Genomic DNA, 19,541 nt, shown 5'->3' with positions numbered 1-19,541 from the left:
CCGGCGACATCGCCGAGGCCCATTTCAGATCGCGCTGGGCGAAGGGCTCTTAAGCCTCTTCGGCCGCCGGAGTTTCGGCCTTGCCGGTTTCGGGGACAACCACGCCCTTGGAGGGGCGGACCGACTGGCGCTCGGCGATACGGGCCGACTTGCCGCGACGATCGCGCAGATAATACAGCTTGGCGCGACGGACGACGCCGCGACGCTTGACCTCGATGGAGTCGATGTTCGGCGACAGGATCGGGAAGACGCGCTCCACGCCTTCGCCGAAGCTGATTTTCCGGACCGTGAAGTTCTCGTTCACGCCGCCGCCGGCGCGGGCGATGCACACGCCCTCGAAGGCCTGGATGCGTTCGCGCTCGCCTTCCTTGATCTTGACCATGACCCGCAGCGTGTCGCCGGGCTGGAAGTCGGGGATCGCGCGCTTTTCGACCAGGCGGGCGCGCTCTTCGGCCTCCAGGGTCTGAAGGATGTTGGCCATGTCTATTCTCCTCGGGCTTTGCCGCCCCTTGCTTGTGAGTTGGCGGGGCCAGGCCCCGCGGTAGATCCCGGAAGCGGAGCTTCCGGGCGGGAGTTGGCGAGATGCGCCGCCCAGAGGTCCGGCCGTCGCTCTCGCGTGGTCAGTTCCCTTTGCTCCGCCCGCCAGGCCGCCACGCGCTTGTGGTCGCCGGACAGGAGGACCTCCGGGATGTCGATCCCCTCGAACGTCCGCGGTCGCGTGTATTGCGGATGCTCCAGAAGACCGTCCTCGAAGCTCTCGGAACTCAGGCTTTCGGCCTGGCCCAGAACGCCGGGGATCAGTCGTACGCACGCCTCGATCACCACCATCGCCGCCGCCTCGCCACCGGCGAGGACCGCGTCTCCGACGCTGACCTCCTCGAACCCCCGGGCGTCGAGCACCCGCTGATCCACCCCCTCGAACCGGCCGCAGAGGACGACGACGCCGTCCGCCTGAGACCACTCCTTCACGCGCGCCTGGGTCAGGGGCCGACCCCGTGCGCTCATGTACAAAAGCGGCCGGGGAGGACCCGTCAGGCTGTCGAGAGCCCGGGCCACCACGTCCGCCTTCAGCACCTGACCCGGACCGCCCCCCGCAGGGGTGTCGTCCAGGAAGCCGCGCCTATCCTCGCTGAAGCCCCGGATGTCAAGGGTTTCCAGGCTCCACAGCCCCCTCTCGCGCCACGCCGTCCCGATCAGGGAGACCCCCAGCGGACCTGGGAAGGCCTCCGGGAACATGGTCAGGACGGTGGCCCGGAAGGGATGGGGAACGAACATGGCTCGTCCCTAACCCGTCTCAGGGTGCGCGAGAAGGCTTAGGCCTGGCCGGGCAGGGGCCGGGGCTTCCGATCCGCGTCGATGGCGACGTAAGTGAAAACGCCCTCGGTCACGCGAGTGATCTCCTGACCCGTGCGCGGCCGCTTCCAGGCCTCGACCTTGACCCGGACGGAGGTGCGGCCGACGCGGACCACCGTCGCATAGAGGCTGACCTCGTCGCCGACCGACACCGGCTGGTGGAACACCATGGCGTCGACGGCCACGGTGGCGCAGCGGCCGTGTGCCAGATCGAAGGCGGGGGTCGCGCCCGCCACGTCCATCTGGGCCAAGAGCCAGCCGCCGAAGATGTCGCCCTCGGGGTTGGTGTCGGCGGGCATGGCGATGACCCGCCCCACGAGTTGGCCGTCGGGCTGTTCCGGGGAGGGGTGGGTCACGCGGTCGATTCTTCGGCTGGAGGGTGCCGGCCCAGCCGACGGGAGTGCGCCGTCTAGTGGCTCAGGGCTCGGCCGTCCACCGGGCGGTCCAGTCCAGGATCTCACGTTGCCAGTCGACCCAGTTCCTGGGTTTGAGAATCCAGTGGTTCTCGTCCGGCACATGCACGAAACGGCTGGGGATGCCCTCGCGCTGCAGCGCCGAGAAGGTGGCCAGCCCTTGCTCCAGCGGCACGCGGAAGTCGCGCGAGCCGTGCAGCACCAGCATCGGCTTCTCCCAGTCCGAGACGAAGTCGCCGGGCGAGAAGCGGCGGTAGAGCTCCATCCGCTCCCACGAAGGGCCGCCGAACTCCCAGATGAAATTGCCGATGTCCATGGCGTTCATCAACTGGGGTACGTCAAAGACACCTGCGTGATTGACCAGGCAGTCCCACGGCCCGTTCCATTTTCCGGCGATCATGTTGACCATGTAGCCCCCGTAGGAGGCGCCGAGCGCGCAGGCGCGATCACCATCGATCCAGGGGTTGGCGGCCAGCGCTGCCTCCCAGCCCTTCTGCAGGTCCTCGAGCGGTCGGTCGCCCCAGTGGTCGTTGATGGCGTCGGTGAAGGCCTGGCCATAGCCTGGCGAGCCGTGGAAGTTGACCATGACCACGGCATAGCCCGCCGATGTGTAGGTGTGTGGGTTCCAGCGATACGACCAGCTCTCGGTCCACGGCGACTTTGGTCCGCCGTGGATCAGATAGACGGCCGGATGGGTCTGGCCGTCTCTATGCCCGACCGGCTGAAAGACCCAGCCGTGCACCGGCTCGCCGTTCCAACCCGCGAAGGTAAAGGCCTGCGCGTCCGGCAGGGCCAAGGCCCCCAGGGCCTCGGCATTGTGCGCGGTCAGGGCGCGGGCAGCGTCGCCCGTACCGGTCAGGATCTGGGCCGGCGCGGCGAAGCTGTCGTGGGCGTAGACCAGCACGCCGGCCCGGCTCTCGACGCCCGACGCCGCGCCCCGGCCGGTCAAGGGCGAGACCTCGCCGGTGCGCGCATCGATTCGAAACAGCCGATTCTGGCCCTCGTCCGAGGCCGTGGCCAAGAGGTTGCGCCCGTCCGACGACCAGGTCAGGCTGCCGGGCCCGCGATCCCAATCGTCGACCAGGACCCGCGCGTTCGAGCCGTCGGCCTCGGCGATCATGAGCCGGGCCTGATCCCCGCCGACGTTCTCGCGCCGTCCCGCCAGCCAGGCGAGGCGGCGGCCGTCAGGCGAGAAGGCGGGGGCGAAATCGGGGGCTGCGTTGTCGTCGGTCAGGTTGATGGCGGGGCCGCCCTCGACCGCCACCCGAAACAGATCGGCGTTGTTGGTGAAGGCCTCGCCGGCACCTTGGGTCTGCGTCGAGTAGACGATGGCGCGGCCGTCGGGCGAGACGACGAAGGCGTCCTCGGTCCCCTGGGGCTGGGAGGGCACATCGGCGTCCACGCCGGCCATCAGATCGTTGGGCGGACCGTCCGCCAGTCCGGAGCCGTTCAGCGGCTGTAGGAACAGGTGCTGGCGCCGCCCGTCGTTCCAGCGGTCGAACTGGCGCAGCGGCAGACGATCGTAGCCGGCGACCGTCTCGGGCGTGCGGGCCTCGGCCTCGATCCGGTCGCGCGTGCACTGCAGGGTCTCGCAGTCCACGAACACCGGCAGCGACAGGATCAGGGCGTCGCCGCTCGGCGAGACCCGGAACGCCCCCACATCGACCGGTAGGCGTGTCAGCTGCACCGCCGACATCCCGTCGGCGTCCGCCCGCCAGACCTGGTTCGACCCGCCGCGCGACGATAGGAAGTAGATGGTCGATCCGTCTGCCGACCAACGACCCGAGGACGCTCCACCGTCGGAGATCGCCAGCCGTCGCGGCACCCCGCCCGCGACATCCACGAGCCAAAGGGCGTTGACGCCCCGGTTACCCTCCCAATCGGTGGTGCGGACCGAATAGAGCACCTGGCGGCCGTCCGGTGACAAACGCGGATCCGACACCCGCTCCATCATGGCGAGCGCCCTCAGAGACAGACCGCCCGGAACCGGCTGAACGTCGACGCCAGAGGGAGAGGCCGCTTGGGCCAGGGTCACGGCTGGCGCGGCTGCGAGGGCCAGGGCGAAGAACGCAGTCGAGAGGCGAAAATGCATGAGGACCCTGTGGAGAGACGCGACAGCAACCTGTACCCGCGGTCCAAGCGCGCGCAAGCCCGTCACCCCCGCTTGCCAGCCCTCGGGCGAGCGGCGACAAGGACGCGTCCATGACCGACGTCGATTCCGCCTCCGCCAGTCCTTCCTCCGTCCGGGTCCGGCGGCCGGAAGGCCACATTGTCGATGTGCTGATCGCCGAACGGGCGCCCGGGCTTACCGGCTCGCCACTGTGGCCTCTGGTGCGTCCCGGCCTCTACGCCCTCCTGGGCTATGGCAAGGCGCGACGTATGGCGGACGCCATCGCGCCCCTGTCGGGCCAGGCCTCGCTGGACCACGTTTCGCAGCTGCTGGACCTGAAGGTCTCAAGCCTCAACCTCGACCGTCTGCCCGCGACAGGCCGCTGCATCGTCGTGGCCAATCACCCGACCGGCATCGCCGACGGGATCGCCGTCTACGACGCCATCCGCCAGAGACGCGCCGACGCCATCTACTTCACCAACGCCGATGCCCTGCGTGTCTCGCCACGGCTGGGCGAGGTCGTCATCCCCGTCGAATGGGTGGTCGAGAAGCGCACGCGGGACAAGACGCGCGCCACGCTGGACGCCGCCCGCGCCGCCTTCGAGGCCGAACGCTGCGTGGTCCTGTTCCCCGCCGGGCGCCTCGCCCGCGTCGGCAAGGACGGCCAGCTGACCGATCCGGAGTGGGCGCCCACCGCCGCGTCCCTGGCCCGCAAATACGCCGCGCCCATCATTCCGATCCATGTCACAGGCCCGACCTCGACGCTGTTCCACCTGTTCGACCGGTTTTCCCAGGAACTGCGCGACGTCACCCTGTTTCATGAGCTGCTGAACAAGCGGAAGAAGGCGTTTCGCCTCAGCGTCGGCAAGCCCATCGAACCGTCCCGCCTCGACGTCGACGCCACGCGGGCGACCTATGCCCTGAAGGCCTTCACCGAACGCGTCCTGCCGACCCAGCCCGACGCGGATTTCGCGTGACGACGCTCAGGCTTTCCGACGAGGCGGCGACGACGCGGCTGGGCCAGGCTATTGCGCCCCTGCTCGCGCCCGGAGAGGCGGTGCTGCTGGACGGGCCGCTCGGCATGGGCAAGTCGACGCTCGCGCGCGGTCTGATCCGCGCTCTGGCCGGTCCGGACGAGGACGTCCCCAGCCCGACCTTCACCCTGGTTCAGTTCTACGAGACCGACCCGCCGATCGCCCACTTCGACCTTTATCGGCTGGAACGGCCCGAGGAAGCACGCGAGATCGGGCTGGACGAGGCGCTGGACGTCGGCGCGGCCCTGATCGAATGGCCCGTGCGGCTGGGCGACGATCTGGAGAGGATGCTGGGCCCCGACCGGCTGACAATCTCGCTGTCCGAGGCGGGCAGCGGACGCGATGCGACCGTTTCTGGCGTAGGGGCATGGGCAATCAAGATCGAACGACTGGTCGAAGGCTGGAATGACTGAGGCGAACCCCAACCGCGAAGCCGAGCGCCGCGCCTTCCTGGCGGCGGCCGGGCTTGGCGACGCGCGCCGCGAGCCCCTGCCCGGCGACGCCTCCACGCGGCGGTACGAACGGCTGTTCCCTGCCGAAGGCCCGTCGCTGATGCTGATGGACCAGGTCGCGGCGGCCGAGAGCCCGCCTGCCGATCCGTCCTGGTCACCAGAGCGCCGCAAGGCCGAGGGCTGGAACGCCGTCGCCCGCCTGTCGGCCGGACGCATCGAGGCCTTCGCCGCCGTCGCTGCCCATCTGCGCTCGGTCGGCCTGTCGGCGCCAGACATGCCCGCGCTGGACGCGCCCGCCGGCCTTGCGGTACTGGAGGATTTCGGCGAGGGCGTCTTCGCCCGCGTGATCGAGGACGGCCAGGACGAGACGCCGCTCTACCTCGCCGCCGTCGAGGCCCTGGCCCGGCTGCACGCGTCGGGGGCCCCCTCGACCCTCACCGGTCCGGCGGGCGACTGGCCGCTCCAGACCTATGACGAAACCGCGCTTCAGGGCGGGGCGGATCTGTTCGTTGAATGGCTGCCGCGGCTGCGGCCAGATCTTCGATTCGACGAGGCGTCGATCGCCGCATGGCGCGAGGCCTGGGCTCCCGTGGTGAGCCAGGGCGCGGCCGGGGCATCGGTCATGGCCCACCGCGACTATCACGCCGAGAACCTGATCTGGCTGCCCGAGCGGGACGGCGTTGCCCGCGTCGGCATGATTGACTTCCAGGACGCGGTGCGGGCGCACCCGTCGTGGGACCTGCACTCCCTGCTCCAGGACGCGCGCCGCGACGTCTCGCCGGAGCTGGAGGCCGAGGCGCTGGACCGCTATTTCGCTGTCGCCGACGTCGCCGACCGTGACGCCTTCCTGCGCGGCTATGCGGGGCTCGCCGCGCTCAACGAGGCGCGCATCCTCGGCATCTTCGCCCGGCTGATCGCGCGCGACGGCAAGCCGCGCTACGCCCGGTTCATGCCCCGTATGTGGTCCCACCTGAACCGCAATCTGACCAAGCCCGGACTGGAAGGCGTCGCCCGCTGGTTCGACCACCATGTCCCCGCCGAGGTCCGCCAATGACCATGCCCCCGAACACGCCGAAGACGGCGATGGTGCTGGCCGCCGGGCTGGGCACCCGCATGCGCCCCCTGACCGACGACCGACCCAAGGCGCTGGTCGAGGTTGGCGGCCGGGCCCTGATCGACCATGTGCTGGACCGGCTGGCCGGGGCGGGCGTCACGACGGCGGTGGTCAACGTCCACTGGTTCGCCGGACGGCTGGTGAACCATCTGTTCGACCGCGAATGGCCGCTCATCCTGATCTCCGACGAACAGGAGCAGCTGCTCGAGACCGGCGGCGGGCTGAAGAAGGCGAGGCCCCTGCTGGGCGACGATCCCGTCTTCGTGGCCAACATCGACAGTGTCTGGATCGACCGGGGCGACGCCATCGCGGACCTGGCTCGCCTGTGGGACCCGGCGAAGATGGACGCCTGTCTGCTTCTGGCGCGACGCGAGGGCTCCATCGGCTTCGAGGGCGACGGCGACTTCTTCCTCGCCGACGACGGCCGCCTGACATTCCGGGGCGAGGCGGCCTCGGCGCCCTTCGCCTACATGGGCCTGCACATCACCCGCCCGGATTATGCCGACGGCGGGCCGGACGGGCCGTTCTCGCTCAGCCCCCTGTGGCGAGCCTCCGCGGCGGCCGGGCGGCTCTATGGCTGCGTGCTCGACGGCGACTGGATGCACGTCGGCGACCCCCAGGCCCGCGACGAGGCCGAGGCGCGGCTGGCCGGCGAACCGCCGCGCCCGCCGGTTCAGGTTCCGCCCGGCCAACAACCGCCCCGGCTCGACATCGAAGGATGACGGGCCGCTTCGACCCTTTCGCTGATAAAGGCCCGCGCTGGTTCGCCATCCCGGCGCACCGGCCGTTTCTCGACGACCTGGCGGCGGGGGTCCTGGACTGGCTGGGCGATCGACCACCGGAGACGCTATCGGACGCCGTCATCCTTCTGCCCAACCGGCGCGCCGCGCGGGCCTTCGGAGCCGCGTTGGCGGCCCTGAGCCAGGGCCGACCCGTGCTGCTCCCCCAGGTCCGCCCGCTGGGCGATCTGGAGGAGGACGAGCCGCCGTTTTCGCCCGGCGAGCTGGGTCTCGATTTGCCGCCCGCCATCGCGCCTCTGACGCGCCGGTTCGAGATGGCGCGGATGATCGTGGAGGACTACCTGCCCGGTCACCCGCCGCTGCGGGCGCTGGAGCTGGCCGACGCGCTCGGTCGCTTCCTCGATTCCTGCCACATCGAGGAGGTCGAGGCGCTGGAGCGTGTGGCGACGCTGGCCCCCGACGACCTGGCCGAACACTGGCAGGCCTCGGCCGAGTTTCTCGGTCTGGCCGTCGAGGCCTGGCCCAAACGGCTCGCAGGCATGGGCCTCGTCGACGCCAGCTGGCGGCGCACACGGCTGCTGCGCCTGCTCGCCGAACGTTGGGCACAGACCCCGCCGACCGGTCCCGTCATTGCCGCAGGTTCGACCGGCACGGTCAAGGCCGCCGCCGATGTCCTCAAGGCCGTGGCGAACGCGCCCCAAGGCTGCGTCGTCCTGCCGGGGCTCGATCACGACCTCGCCGAAGCCGCCTGGGCGGAGGTGGACGAGCCTCACCCGCAAGGCGCGCTCAAACGCCTTCTGGAACGCGCCGAAATCGACCGTGCCGCCGTCCGTCCCTGGTTCCGGCCTGCCATCGCGCCAGCCGACGAAGCCCGGGGTCGGGCCCGCGCCCGCCTGCTGAACGAGGCGCTCCGCCCCGCCGACGCGACCGCCGATTGGCGCACCGAGATCACCCGCATCCGCGCCGAGGCCGCCGCCTCGGGCCAGTCCGCCGACCCCGTCGCCCTGGGCCTAGACAGCCTGTCCGTCGTCGCCTGTCGCGCGGAGGAGGAGGCCGCCCAGACCATCGCGCTGCTGATGCGCGAGACGCTGGAGACGCCCGGCAAGACCTGCGCTCTCGTCACCCCCGACCTCGCGCTGGGCCGCCGCGTCGCCGCCCGGCTGGAGCGATGGGGGATCGCCGCCGACACCTCCTCCGGCGCCACGCTGGAGCGGATGCCGGTCGGAACCCAGGTCGATCTCGCCGCGCGCTTCATCGCCGATCCGCTCAACCCGCAGACCTTGCTGGGCCTGCTCAAGGCCGAGGCCATCACCCTGCCCGAGGCCACACCTACGGCCATCCGCACGCTGGAGAAGTCCGCCCTGCGCGGCCCCGCGCCGCGCCGCTGGGGCCGCATCGGAGAGCGGCTGGATCAGGCTAGCCAGCCCCGGCGTGAGGGTGAGACCGTCCCCGAACACACCCTGGCCGCGCTGGCCGAAGCCGCCACCCTGGCCGAACGCCTGCGTCTTCTCGCCGAGACCGCCCAGGCCCCCTTCGCGCACGACGCCCCGCTGGACGAAGCCGCCCGCGCCCTGACGGCCCTGATCGAGAGCCTCTGCGGTACCGACGTCTGGTCCGGCCCGGACGGCGAGGCGGCCGCGGCCCTGCTGGTCCAACTGATCGAGGGCGGCTTAGCCCTCGGTCCCATAAGCCGCGAGGCCTTCGCCGAACTGATCCACGCCCTGCTGCGCGAGACGACCGTCCGCACCGGCGGGGCGACCCACCCCAGCTTGCGCATCCTCGGTGCCATCGAGGCGCGGCTGGTCCGCGCCGACCGGATGATCCTGGCCGGGCTGGAAGAAACCGTCTGGCCCGCAGCTGCCCCCACCGATCCCTTCCTGTCGCGCCCCATGCGCAAGACACTCGGCCTGCCCCCGCCCGAGCGCCGGGTCGGACAGACCGCGCAGGACTTCGTCCAGGCGGCGTCGAACCCGGAAGCCATCCTGATCCACCGCGAGCGCCTGGGCGGCCAGCCCGCCATACAGAGCCGCTGGCTGTGGCGGCTCCAGATGCTGACCGGCGGCGCGGCGGACAAGCACGATACGGTCCGGATCAACGCGGCCTGCCCGGCGCTCGACATCGCCCGCACGCTGGATACGCCCACCGGCCCGGCCCGGCTGGCCAAGCGCCCGGATCCTCGCCCTCCGGTCGAGCGTCGTCCTCGCAAGCTGCCCGTCACGGCCATCGAGCGGTGGGCGCGCGACCCCTATTCGGTCTATGCCCAGTATGTCCTTGGCCTGAGAGAGATGGACCGCCCCGGCCAGTCCGCCGATGCCCTCCTGCGCGGTCAGGCCCTGCACAAGGCGGTGGAACGGTTCGTCGCCGACTGGCCGAATGCCCTGCCCGATGACGCCGAGACCCGGCTCTTCACCCTGCTGACCGACGCCCTGACCGAGCACGGCTTCGAGGATGCGGCGATGGCGCGCGAGGTCCCGCTGGCCCGCAACGCCGCCCGCTGGCTGGCCGGGTTCGAGCTGCGTCGCCGCGCGCGCGGCATCACGATCCGCGTCGAGGAAGAGGTGGCGCACCGGATCCCGACGCCGCTCGGTCCCTTTCTCGTCACCGCCAAGGCCGACCGGATCGAGGTCTCGGCGACGGGCGCGTCCATCCTGGACTTCAAGACGGGCAGCCCCCCGACCGACAAGGAGGTGGCCAGTGGCCTGGCACCCCAGCTGACCCTGACGGGCGCGATCCTGGCCGAGGCCGGGCTGGACGGCATCGGACCGGTCGAAAGCGAGGAACTGACCTACGTCCGCATCATCGGCCGAAATATCGCGGGCGCGATGCGCACGGTCGCCAGTGGGGCCGAGGCCGCCGAGCTGTCGCGTCAGGCGCTGGAACGCCTGACCCGCGCCGTTCACGCCTTCGACAACCCGGCGATGCCCTACCTCAGCTGGACCCGCCCGCAGAAGAAGGCGAGCTTCGGCGGTCGCTACGACCGGCTGGCCCGTGTCTGGGAATGGTCCGTTATCGGCGGTGATGAGGGCGAGGAATGAGCGGCGCGCCCTCCACGACGATCCTGCCCGACCCGATGCAGAGGGCCGCCGCCGACCCACGCCAGTCGGTGTTCGTCACCGCCAACGCCGGATCGGGCAAGACCTCGACCCTGGTGGACCGGGTGGCGCGCCTGCTGCTGGCCGATGTCCGCGCGGCCGAGATCCTGTGCGTCACCTACACCAAGGCCGCCGCCGCCGAAATGCAGTCGCGCCTCTACAAGCGGCTGGGTGACTGGGCCGTCATGGACGACGAAAAGCTTCGGGCCTCGCTGCATGAGCTCGACGGCCGCGACCCCGACCGCCTGTCGGGCGACAATCTGAAACGGGCGCGCCGCCTGTTCGCCCAGGCGCTCGATACGCCCGGCGGCCTGAAGATCCAGACGCTGCACGCCTTCTGTGAAAAGCTGCTGCGGCGTTTCCCGCTCGAGGCCGGCGTGACCCCCGGCTTTCAGGTGCTGGAAGACCAAGCCGCCGTCGCCCTGTCGCGACAGGCGCGCGACGACCTCGCCCGCCACGCCCTGGCCCACCCCGACGGCGGCATCGGCCGGGCCTATGCGCACTTCGCCGTGGCACTGGACTTCAAGGCCTTCGAGGCCCTGCTCGGCAAGATCGAGGGGGACCGCGCACGGCTGACGGACTATATCGAACGTTGGCGGGCGGGGCGCACGGATTGCCCCTGGACGCTCGCCGGGGCCGATCCAAAGCGTAGCGCCGAGGCCATCGAAGCAGACTTCATGCGCTTCCTCGACCGCGATGCCTGGCTGTCGGTGGCCGAGCAGATGACGTCGGGATCCAAGACTGACAAGGCCTGCTCCAAACGCATGCATCACGCGGACTGGGAGTTCTCGGCGGTCGCCGCCGTCTTCCTGACCGAAAAGAACGAAGTCCGAAAATCAATGGCCACCAAGTCGGCCCCGGCCTTTGCGCGCGACTGGCTGACTTCGCTGCTGGACAAGGTCAGCGCCACCCTTGAGGAAGTCAAAGCGGCCCGGCTGGCCGAGGATACCGCTCATGCCCTCACGCTCGCCGAGGCCCACGCCCGCTTCTACGAGGCACGCAAGGCGGAGAAAGGCGCGCTCGACTTCGGCGACATGGTGGCCCGCACGGTGGACCTGCTGACGAAGCGATCCAGCGCAGCCTGGGTGCTGTACAAGCTGGACGGTGGGATCGAGCACGTCCTGATCGACGAGGCCCAGGACACCGCGCCGGAGCAGTGGGACATCGTCGAGGCCCTGACCGAGGGCTTCTTCTCTGGCATCGGTTCGCGCCGCATCGGCGCGGGCACGGTGGATCGCACCGTCTTCGTCGTCGGCGACGCCAAGCAGTCGATCTATTCCTTTCAGGGCGCCCGGCCGGAAATGCTGGCCGAAAAGCGGCGGGACTTCGCCACCCGCGTAACCGGTGCGGGCATGGGCTTCGCCGGCGTGCCACTGGAGACCTCCTTCCGCTCGACGCCCGAGGTGCTGTCGTTCGTGGACGCGGTCTTCTTCGATCCCGAAGCGGCGAGCGCGCCGGACCGCAGCCGCGCCCTGGTCGGCGTTCAGGGCGACATCGCGCCCCACAAGGCCATGCGCGCGACCGATCAGGGCTGCATCGACCTCTGGCCCATCTATCGGGACGACAAAGCTCCCGAACGCGAGGCCTGGGACGATCCGGTCGACGAGGAGGCCCCCGACAGCGCCCGGAAGCGCCTGGCCCGCGACCTCGCCCTCGAAATCCAGCGCCAGGTCCAGGACGGCGTGGCCGTCCAGGACAAGGACAGTCGCACGCTCCGCCCCGCCAGCTACGGTGACTTCCTGATCCTGGTTCGCCAGCGCGACGCCACCTTCGAGGAGATTATCCGCGCCCTGAAGACGGCGGGCGTGCCCGTCGCCGGCGCCGACCGGTTGAAGCTGTCGACCCACATCGCCTTCTCCGATCTGATCTCGCTCGCCCGCGTCGCCCTCTATCCGGACGACGACCTGAGCCTCGCGGAGGTCCTGCGCAGCCCCTTCTGCGACGTCGACGAGGACAGTCTGTACGACCTCGCCGGCTCAAAAAAGGAGCGGCGCAAACTTTGGGCCGAGCTGCGCGACCGCGCCGCCGAACGCCCGGAATGGACCCGCGCCCGAGCCCTGTTCGATTTCGCAATCGAGACGCGCGGCCGCGATCCCTTCGCCTTCTTCTCCGGCCTGCTCAATCGCGTGGACGACACGGGTCTCAGCGGTCGCGCCCGCGTGCTGTCCCGGCTGGGGCGCGAGGCAGAGGAGGCTCTCGACGAAACGCTGAACCAGGTCCTCGCGGCCGAGGATCGCGGTGGGCTCGATCTCGAAACCGCGCTCGCCATGCTGGAACAGGCCGAGGTGGAGGTGAAGCGCGAGCTGGAGGGGCCGCGCGGCGAGGTCCGCGTCATGACCGTGCACGGGGCCAAGGGGCTGGAGGCGCCGGTCGTCATCCTGCCCGACACCACGGCGCGGGCGCGCGGGAAGGGACCCGGCCTGATGCCCGTCCCGACGGATGACGGCGAGGGCTGGCTCATGGTCTTGACCACCAAGGAGACCGATCCCCCCGCCGCCAAGGCCGCGCGCGAGGCGCGGGACCAGCGCGCGCTGGAGGAGTCGCTGCGGCTGCTCTACGTCGCCCTGACCCGGGCGCGCGACCGCGTCATCATCATGGGTCGCGGACGCGGCAACAGCACCAATGGCTTCGAGGAGGGCAGCTGGTGGTCGGTCCTGACCGAGACCTTCGAACGGCTGGGGCCGCAGGTCCACGACATCGGCGAGGACCGCCGCCGCTATGGTCATGACCCGGTGGTGCTGGGTCGGGGCGCCACCGCCGTCTCCGCGCCGACGACGGTCATCCCCGACTGGGCCCGCCGCGCCCCGGCGATCGACCCGTCCGCCCGCTACGTCTCTCCGTCTCAGGCCAAGGGAGCCAAGCGCGCAGCCGCCCCGTCTCCTCTCGCCGTCGCGTCCAGTGGGGAAGGCGCGCCGCTCGGCCGCTTCCGGCGCGGCGACCTGATTCACCTCCTGCTCGAACGCCTGCCCGAAATCGCGCCCGACGCCCGTCCCGACGCCGCCCGCCGCCTGCTCGCCCGCGAGCGCGACCTGTCGGACGAACAGCGCCAGGAGATGATAGGCGCCGCCTTCGGCGTGCTGGACGACCCTCGCTTCGCCCCGGTCTTCGGCCCCGGCTCCCGCGCCGAGGTCGCCCTGGTCGGTTCCGCGCCGGACCTGCCGCCGGGCGTCTCCATCAACGGCCGCATAGACCGTCTGGTCGTCACGCCGGACCGCGTCCTCGTCGTCGACTTCAAGACCAACCGTCCCGCGCCAGACCACATCGAGGACGCCGACCCGGCTTACGTCGCCCAGATGGCCGTCTATGTCGCTGTGCTGCGGGCGCTCTATCCGGATCGTCCGGTCGAGGCGGCGCTGGTCTGGACGGACGGGCCAAGGCTGATGGCCGTGCCGGAAGCGATGATGGCGGAGGCGCTGTCAGGGTTGCGGTGACGGCGATCAGAATCGGACCTTCCCAAGGTCCGCCATGGGTGGAAAGCGGCTACGAGGCCCGGCTATCTAATGTGTTCAGCTTTGCCTGTCGCAGCCGCTTCAGCGTCCAACACAGCGTCCCAGGCGTCCTGAACATGCGCACCCTGTGCGCACAGTGCCTCGACCATGTCGTCTCTGGAGAGAGGAAGCACGTTCGCCCAGTCTCGCGCGACGTGCGGTGGCGAAGCCGTCGCAAAGTAACCGAACGCATCTCTGCGTATGGTGATCATGGCTGCTCCCGATGTTGATCGATAATGGTCATAGGCGCGAACGTCCGCAAAGGGTCGGAAGCGGCCATTGCCTTCCCGGTCCAGGGCCTGGCTTCAGAGGTGGCGGACGTCAACCGGCAAACAGACTCCGAAGGCCCGCCACCCCGCGACCGCGTCCTCCATCGTGGCACTGGCCGTAACGCTGCGATCCGGGCGATGACTTCTCGCAGTCTCTGCTAACCTGTGCTGATTCAGGGGGCGGGGCCGAACATGCTGAAGACGACAGGCGCGGACACCGCGAAGACCTCCCCCCCGCCGGTCGTACCCCGCAAGACCCAGATCGTCGTCGTCGGCGGCGGGGCGGGCGGCCTGGGACTGGCGGCGAAACTCGGCAGGACCTTCGGCCGCAAACGCTTCGACATCATCCTGGTCGACCGCAACCCGACCCATATCTGGAAGCCGCTGCTGCACGAGGTCGCCGCCGGCTCCCTGGACGCCAATCTGGACGAGGTCGGCTATCGCGGCCACGCCTTCCGCTGGCGCTACCGTTTCTTCGACGGGTCGCTGGACGGCATCGACCGAGACACCCGCCACATCCACATCGCGCCCATTCACGACGAGACGGGGCGGGAGATCATCGCCGGTCATCGCATCCGCTACGACTATCTGGTGCTGGCGGTTGGCTCGGTGTCGAACGACTTCGGCACGCCGGGCGCGCGCGACCATGCCCTGTTACTGGACGACCGGACCCAGGCCGACCGCTTCCGCAAGATGCTGCTGAACCAGTGCCTGCGGGTCTCGCGCGCCATGATGGCCGATCCGGGCTCCGACGCCCGGGTCCGGGTCGTCATCGTCGGCGGGGGCGCCACCGGCGTGGAGCTGGCGGCAGAGCTGTTCAACGCCGCGCAAGGGTTGGCCTACTACGGGCTGGAGGTGTTCGACGACAGCCGCCTGTCGGTGACCCTGGTCGAGGCCGGCCCGCGCATCCTGCCCGCCCTGCCCGAACGCCTGTCCCAGGCCGCCAAGGCCGAGCTGGAGGCCATCGGGGTGCGCGTCATCACCGGCAGCAAGGTGACCGAGGTCACGGCCGACGGCGTGATGACCGCTGGCGGTGAGTTCATCCGCGCCGACCTGCGCGTCTGGGCCTCGGGCGTGAAGGGGCCCGAGTTCCTCGCCGACATCGGCGGGCTGGAAACGACGCCGTCGAACCAGCTGGTGGTCCGCGACACTCTGCAGACGACCCGCGACGACCGCATCTTCGCCATCGGCGACTGCGCCCGCTATGTGCCCACGGGCAGCGACCGCCCCATCCCGCCCCGCGCCCAGGCCGCCCACCAGATGGCCTCGACCGCGTTTCAGAACCTCAAGGCCCTGGTGCGGGGCGGGCCGCTGAAACCCTTCGTCTATCGGGATCAGGGCTCGCTGGTGTCGCTGTCGCGCTATTCGACGGTCGGCAGCCTGATGGGCAATCTGGTCGGCGGGCGGATGGCGGTGGAGGGGCGGCTGGCGCGGCTGATCTATATGTCGCTCTACCGCCTTCACATCCTGACCATCCACGGCTGGACCAAGGGCCTGGCCCTGATCGCTCTGGGCCACGTCAACCAGGTGATCCGGCCGAGGCTGAAGCTGCATTGATGGCAGATGGGGCGCTCCATTAGTTTTACCCCTGCGGAATCGTCTTCACCTTGAAGAAAGTTAATCGAGAGGATGGCAGCCTCGCTGGAACTCAGACATCAGGCGACCGAGGTCATCCGCCTCGCTGGGCTCGCGTTGCGCCACTTCGAGGTCTGGCGCGTTTAGACAGATCCCCAGAGCCGGGATGAACTGTTTGATAGCTTAAACGAGTTTCCTGATTTCGTAAACTTCGATCAGCACGCCCATCAGGAGCTGTGCCTGCTTTACCTCGGAACGCTGTTCGAGAGAAAAAATCGGACGATTAATCTTGAAAGATTGATTGCCGAAGCTGCCGCTGCCAACGCTGCTTTCAACGCCGACAAGGTTCGCTACTGGATGACGGAGGCGGAGGACATCCTCAGGCGGATCCAAATGCTTCGAAGCAACGCCATTGCACATCGAAGCGCGAAGCTCTCTCGGGCGTCTGCGTTCAGTCGGGCAGCACTATCGCCGGACGATCTGCGGCGCGTTGTCGATGAGGCGGAGCAAATTGCCTATGCAATTGGTCGAGCGTTCGAGGTGGCCCCCTTTGTAATCGCCGTGCTTGCCCCGACCGAGCTGGCTCGGATTTTCAGGCAGCTCAAGCCGGACGAGTGACAGGACCACGCCCTCCGTTGATTTCCCCCGCCATCCGCCCCACATCCCTCGACCGAACGACACCGGGCCCGGGCGCCCGACAGGAGAACCCCTCATGGCTACGCTGAAGGTCACCGACGACAGCTTCGACGCCGACGTGCTGAAAGCCTCCACCCCCGTGCTGGTGGATTTCTGGGCGGAGTGGTGCGGGCCGTGCAAGCAGATCGGGCCTGCGCTGGAGCAGATCTCCGACGAACTGGCCGGTCAGGTCACCATCGCTAAGATCAACATCGACGATAGCCCCATCACCCCGTCCAAGCTGGGCGTGAAGGGTATCCCCACCCTGATGCTGTTCAAGGACGGCCAGATGGCATCGCTGAAGGTCGGGGCCATGCCCAAGGGCAAGATCCTGGAATGGCTGGCCGAAAGCGGCATCCAGCCCACCGCCTGAGCCACGGCCCGCCGCGTCCTGGCGCGAGGTCCGCGAACTTGACCCTCCGGGACGCCACGCCTACCTGATCGGAATGACCATCCGTCGCATCCTGACCATCGACAACGCCGCCGACCTCGCGATCCTGAAACAGGTGTCCAGGCCTGTGGAGGTCGTCGACGACAGCGTGCGAGCCCTCATGGATGACATGCTGGAGACCATGTACGATGCCCCGGGCATCGGCCTGGCGGCCGTGCAGATCGGCGATCTGCGCCGCGTCGTCGTGATGGATCTGGGCGACGGCCCGGTCCCGGAAGACGCGCCAGCCGTCCCCGAAGGCCAGGACCCGCCCCGCGTTCCCAACCCCCGCTACTTCGTCAATCCCGAGGTTCTGTGGGCGTCGGACGAGACCTTCTGCTACGAGGAAGGCTGCCTCTCGATCCCGGAATACTTCGACCAGGTCGAGCGCCCGGCCCGCATCCGCGTCGCCTATCTCAACCGCGAGGGCGAGCGGGTCGAGGAGGAGATCGAGGGCCTCTACGCCGTGTGTTACCAGCACGAGCTCGATCACCTGAACGGTGTCTTGTTCATCGACCACCTGTCACGGCTGCGGAAAGACCGGGCCATGGCCAAGGTGAAAAAGACCATGCGCGCAAGAGAGGCCGCCTGATGGCCCGTCGGAAGTCCTATGTCGTCGATCCCGCCGGACGCCGCCGCCTGACGCGATCCGAGAAGATCGGCATCGGCTCGGTCGTGACCCTGGTCGGCGTGGCCGCGCTTGGCGTCATCGCGGGCGTGCTGCTGGACCGGCTCATGGACTTCGACGACGCGCTCGATGCGGGCGGCGAATGGGACGAGGGCGGCGGGGTTTCGACCCGCTGGCAATAGCGCGCGCCGAACGGTGCAACGCAACGTCACTTGACGCGGATCGTCCCGCGTCCGATCCCGGCCCTACGCCTGACTGGAGCCGCCGATGCCGCATGATCGCCTGTCCGTCCTGACCGCGCTTCCGGCGCAAGGGATCTGCCCGGTCTTCTACCATTCCGATCCGGAGACGGCGCTGAACGTCATTCGCGCCTGCGCGCGTGGCGGTGCGCCGGTGATCGAGTTCACCAACCGGGGCGACTTCGCCGTCGACCTGTTCGGCGAGATTGCGCGAGAGCTCTCCCGCACCGATCCGGACATCGTGCTGGGCATCGGCTCGGTGCTGGACGCGGGCACGGCGGCCATGTTCCTGAACCGCGCAGCGCGCTTCGTGGTCTCTCCGGCCCTGGTTCCCGAAGTCGCCCAGGTCTGCAACCGGCGCATGGTCGCCTATTTCCCCGGCTGCGGGTCGGTGACGGACATCTCCAACGCCCACGCCCTGGGGTGCGAGATTGTGAAGCTGTTCCCCGGCGCGAGCGTCGGCGGGCCGGATTTCGTCAAAGCGGTATTGGGCCCGATGCCCTGGACCAAGATCATGCCGACCGGCGGCGTCGATCCTGACCCGGCCTCCATCGCCCGGTGGTTCGGATCAGGCATCGTCGCGGCGGGCATGGGGTCCAAACTGATCACCGACGCCGCTGTGCGCGACGGCGACTGGGCCGGCATCGAGGCCTCGGTTCGCGCGGCGGTCGAGGCGGTCAGGGCGTTCCGCGCCGGCTGACCGCCTCCCTCTTCATAGCCCGAGCGTCGGATCCAGCAGATCGAGCTCGGCCGCCGGGATGACCACGACGTCCGGGTGCGCCGCCCGCATGCCCTCGATGAACATCTGGGCGTCGCCGACAACCACGACAAAAGCCTGGTCCGGATCCAGCCGATGGGCCGCCGCGCGCAGACTCTCGGGCGTCGTTGCGCGGATGCGCTCGCCGTACCGTTCCGCCTCGTCGAGCGGCAGGCCCAACGTCACGGCGTCGGCCAGGAAGCTGCCCAGGCCGCCCGTCGTCTCGATGGTCCGCGAGAAGCCGCCCGTCAAATAGGTCTCGCGATCCGTCAGGGTCTGTTCCGCGATCGCCTCGGTACGGACCCGCTCCATCTGGGCCAGAACCAGATCAACGACCTCCAGCGCGCTCTCGTTCTTGGTTTGGGTCGTAGCCGTCAGAAGGCCGGCCTCGGCCCGCCCCGGGAGAGAGGAGCTTGCCCCATAACTGAGGCCCCGCTTGGCCCGGACTTCCTGGAACAGGTGACCGTTCTGCCCGCCGCCGAGCACCGCATTGGCGACGGCCAGGGGATAGAAGTCGGCCTCCGACCGCGACGGCCCCCTAACGGCCGCTGCGACCGCCGCCTGACCGGCACCGGGCAGGTCGACCACCACCAGACGCGGCGGACGGGGATCTCCGGCGCGGCCCGGGATCTGCGGCAGGGCGTCGGCGGGTTTCACCCAGTCGCCCAGGGTCCGCTCGGCGAAGGCGAAGCCCTCCTCGACGGTCATGCCTCCGGTGATGATCAGGGCGGCGTTGTCTGGCCGCCACCAGCGATCGTGATGCGCCTCGACCTCCTCGCGGCTGATCTGGCGGACGGAGGCGGGCAGGCCCGACGCGGGTGCCCCATACGCCGCGTCGCCATAGGCGAGACGCTGCAACACCAGACTGGCCAGCGGCCCAGGCTGGCTCAGCTGAACTGTCAGGGCGTTGGCCGTGCGGGTCCGTGATCGTTCCAGCTCGGTCTGGGCGAAGGTCGGCCGTTCCACCACGTCCGACAGAATCTCTCCCACCACGTCGGCCGAGGCGATCGGGGCCGAGGCACCGAGCGTGGTCGAATCCCGGCCCGCTCCGCCCCCGGCAGAAGCCCCCGCAGCCTCGAGCGTTCGGGCGATCTCGGTCGCTGTTCTGTCGCCGGCCCCCTGGGTCGCGAGTCCCGCCGTGAAGTCGGCCAGGCCCGGCCGATCGGCGGGGG

The 19,541-nt window shown here is 69.6% G+C and carries 17 protein-coding genes; 12 read left to right on the top strand and 5 right to left on the bottom strand.

Translation table 11 applies throughout. The features are described 5' to 3' along the window. Positions 1-49: 49 nt before the first annotated feature. The 4 genes from rplS to IP78_RS15775 form a co-directional block, all read right to left on the bottom strand. Complete coding sequence (gene rplS, locus IP78_RS09075; protein ID WP_054111363.1) at positions 50-481, bottom strand: 50S ribosomal protein L19; 432 nt, start codon at positions 479-481, stop codon at positions 50-52. Positions 482-483: 2 nt separating this feature from the next. Further along, positions 484-1,275 (bottom strand): tRNA (guanosine(37)-N1)-methyltransferase TrmD, encoded by a 792-nt coding sequence (gene trmD / locus IP78_RS09070; protein WP_054111362.1) that lies wholly within the window; start codon positions 1,273-1,275, stop codon positions 484-486. Positions 1,276-1,313: 38 nt separating this feature from the next. Further along, a complete protein-coding gene (locus tag IP78_RS09065) occupies positions 1,314-1,652 on the bottom strand; it encodes an acyl-CoA thioesterase (protein WP_082384933.1) in 339 nt (112 codons plus the stop codon). A 118-nt stretch (positions 1,653-1,770) separates the two neighbouring features. After that, a complete protein-coding gene (locus tag IP78_RS15775) occupies positions 1,771-3,858 on the bottom strand; it encodes a S9 family peptidase (protein ID WP_054111360.1) in 2,088 nt (695 codons plus the stop codon). A gap of 110 nt (positions 3,859-3,968) precedes the next feature. On the opposite strand from IP78_RS15775, the gene IP78_RS09055 reads away from it, so the two are divergent. From IP78_RS09055 to IP78_RS09000, 12 genes are all read left to right on the top strand, one after another. Then, entirely contained in the window at positions 3,969-4,853 is an 885-nt protein-coding gene (locus IP78_RS09055; RefSeq protein ID WP_082384928.1) for a GNAT family N-acetyltransferase, read from the top strand. Further along, positions 4,850-5,323, top strand: coding sequence for a tRNA (adenosine(37)-N6)-threonylcarbamoyltransferase complex ATPase subunit type 1 TsaE (gene tsaE, locus IP78_RS09050; protein WP_054111359.1), 474 nt, complete (start codon positions 4,850-4,852; stop codon positions 5,321-5,323). Before IP78_RS09055 ends, tsaE begins: the two co-directional genes overlap by 4 nt. Further along, the gene (amgK, locus tag IP78_RS09045; protein WP_054111358.1) at positions 5,316-6,416 is read left to right on the top strand and encodes an N-acetylmuramate/N-acetylglucosamine kinase AmgK; all 1,101 of its coding nucleotides are present in this window, start codon (positions 5,316-5,318) and stop codon (positions 6,414-6,416) included. Before tsaE ends, amgK begins: the two co-directional genes overlap by 8 nt. A 29-nt stretch (positions 6,417-6,445) precedes the next feature. Continuing rightward, positions 6,446-7,198: an N-acetylmuramate alpha-1-phosphate uridylyltransferase MurU gene (gene murU / locus IP78_RS09040; protein WP_082384932.1), complete on the top strand. Its 753-nt coding sequence runs from the start codon at positions 6,446-6,448 to the stop codon at positions 7,196-7,198. After that, positions 7,195-10,251 (top strand): double-strand break repair protein AddB, encoded by a 3,057-nt coding sequence (addB, locus tag IP78_RS09035; protein ID WP_054111357.1) that lies wholly within the window; start codon positions 7,195-7,197, stop codon positions 10,249-10,251. Before murU ends, addB begins: the two co-directional genes overlap by 4 nt. Beyond that, the gene (addA, locus tag IP78_RS09030; RefSeq protein WP_054111356.1) at positions 10,248-13,739 is read left to right on the top strand and encodes a double-strand break repair helicase AddA; all 3,492 of its coding nucleotides are present in this window, start codon (positions 10,248-10,250) and stop codon (positions 13,737-13,739) included. The genes addB and addA overlap by 4 nt, the downstream gene beginning before the upstream one ends. Positions 13,740-14,257: 518 nt before the next feature. Then, the gene (locus IP78_RS09025; RefSeq protein ID WP_054111378.1) at positions 14,258-15,622 is read left to right on the top strand and encodes an NAD(P)/FAD-dependent oxidoreductase; all 1,365 of its coding nucleotides are present in this window, start codon (positions 14,258-14,260) and stop codon (positions 15,620-15,622) included. A gap of 189 nt (positions 15,623-15,811) precedes the next feature. Continuing rightward, a complete protein-coding gene (locus tag IP78_RS09020) occupies positions 15,812-16,258 on the top strand; it encodes a hypothetical protein (protein WP_197272424.1) in 447 nt (148 codons plus the stop codon). Positions 16,259-16,352: 94 nt separating this feature from the next. Further along, positions 16,353-16,688 (top strand): thioredoxin, encoded by a 336-nt coding sequence (gene trxA / locus IP78_RS09015; protein WP_054111354.1) that lies wholly within the window; start codon positions 16,353-16,355, stop codon positions 16,686-16,688. Positions 16,689-16,761: 73 nt separating this feature from the next. Next, positions 16,762-17,337, top strand: coding sequence for a peptide deformylase (gene def / locus IP78_RS09010; protein ID WP_054111353.1), 576 nt, complete (start codon positions 16,762-16,764; stop codon positions 17,335-17,337). Beyond that, positions 17,337-17,555, top strand: a complete 219-nt coding sequence (locus IP78_RS09005) for a hypothetical protein (protein ID WP_054111352.1) — start codon at positions 17,337-17,339, stop codon at positions 17,553-17,555. The genes def and IP78_RS09005 overlap by 1 nt, the downstream gene beginning before the upstream one ends. Before the next feature lie 85 nt (positions 17,556-17,640). Then, complete coding sequence (locus IP78_RS09000; protein WP_054111351.1) at positions 17,641-18,312, top strand: bifunctional 4-hydroxy-2-oxoglutarate aldolase/2-dehydro-3-deoxy-phosphogluconate aldolase; 672 nt, start codon at positions 17,641-17,643, stop codon at positions 18,310-18,312. Between the two features lie 12 nt (positions 18,313-18,324). On the opposite strand, the gene IP78_RS08995 is transcribed toward IP78_RS09000, so the two are convergent. Next, positions 18,325-19,541 (bottom strand): pitrilysin family protein (locus IP78_RS08995; protein ID WP_197272423.1); only part of this gene is annotated, 1,217 nt, incomplete at its 5' end.

Origin of the sequence: Brevundimonas sp. AAP58, assembly GCF_001295975.1 — a bacterium.
Classification (GTDB): Bacteria; Pseudomonadota; Alphaproteobacteria; order Caulobacterales; family Caulobacteraceae; genus Brevundimonas.
Note: the sequence above shows the minus strand (reverse complement) of the source record. Positions and strands in the feature narration are given on the sequence as shown.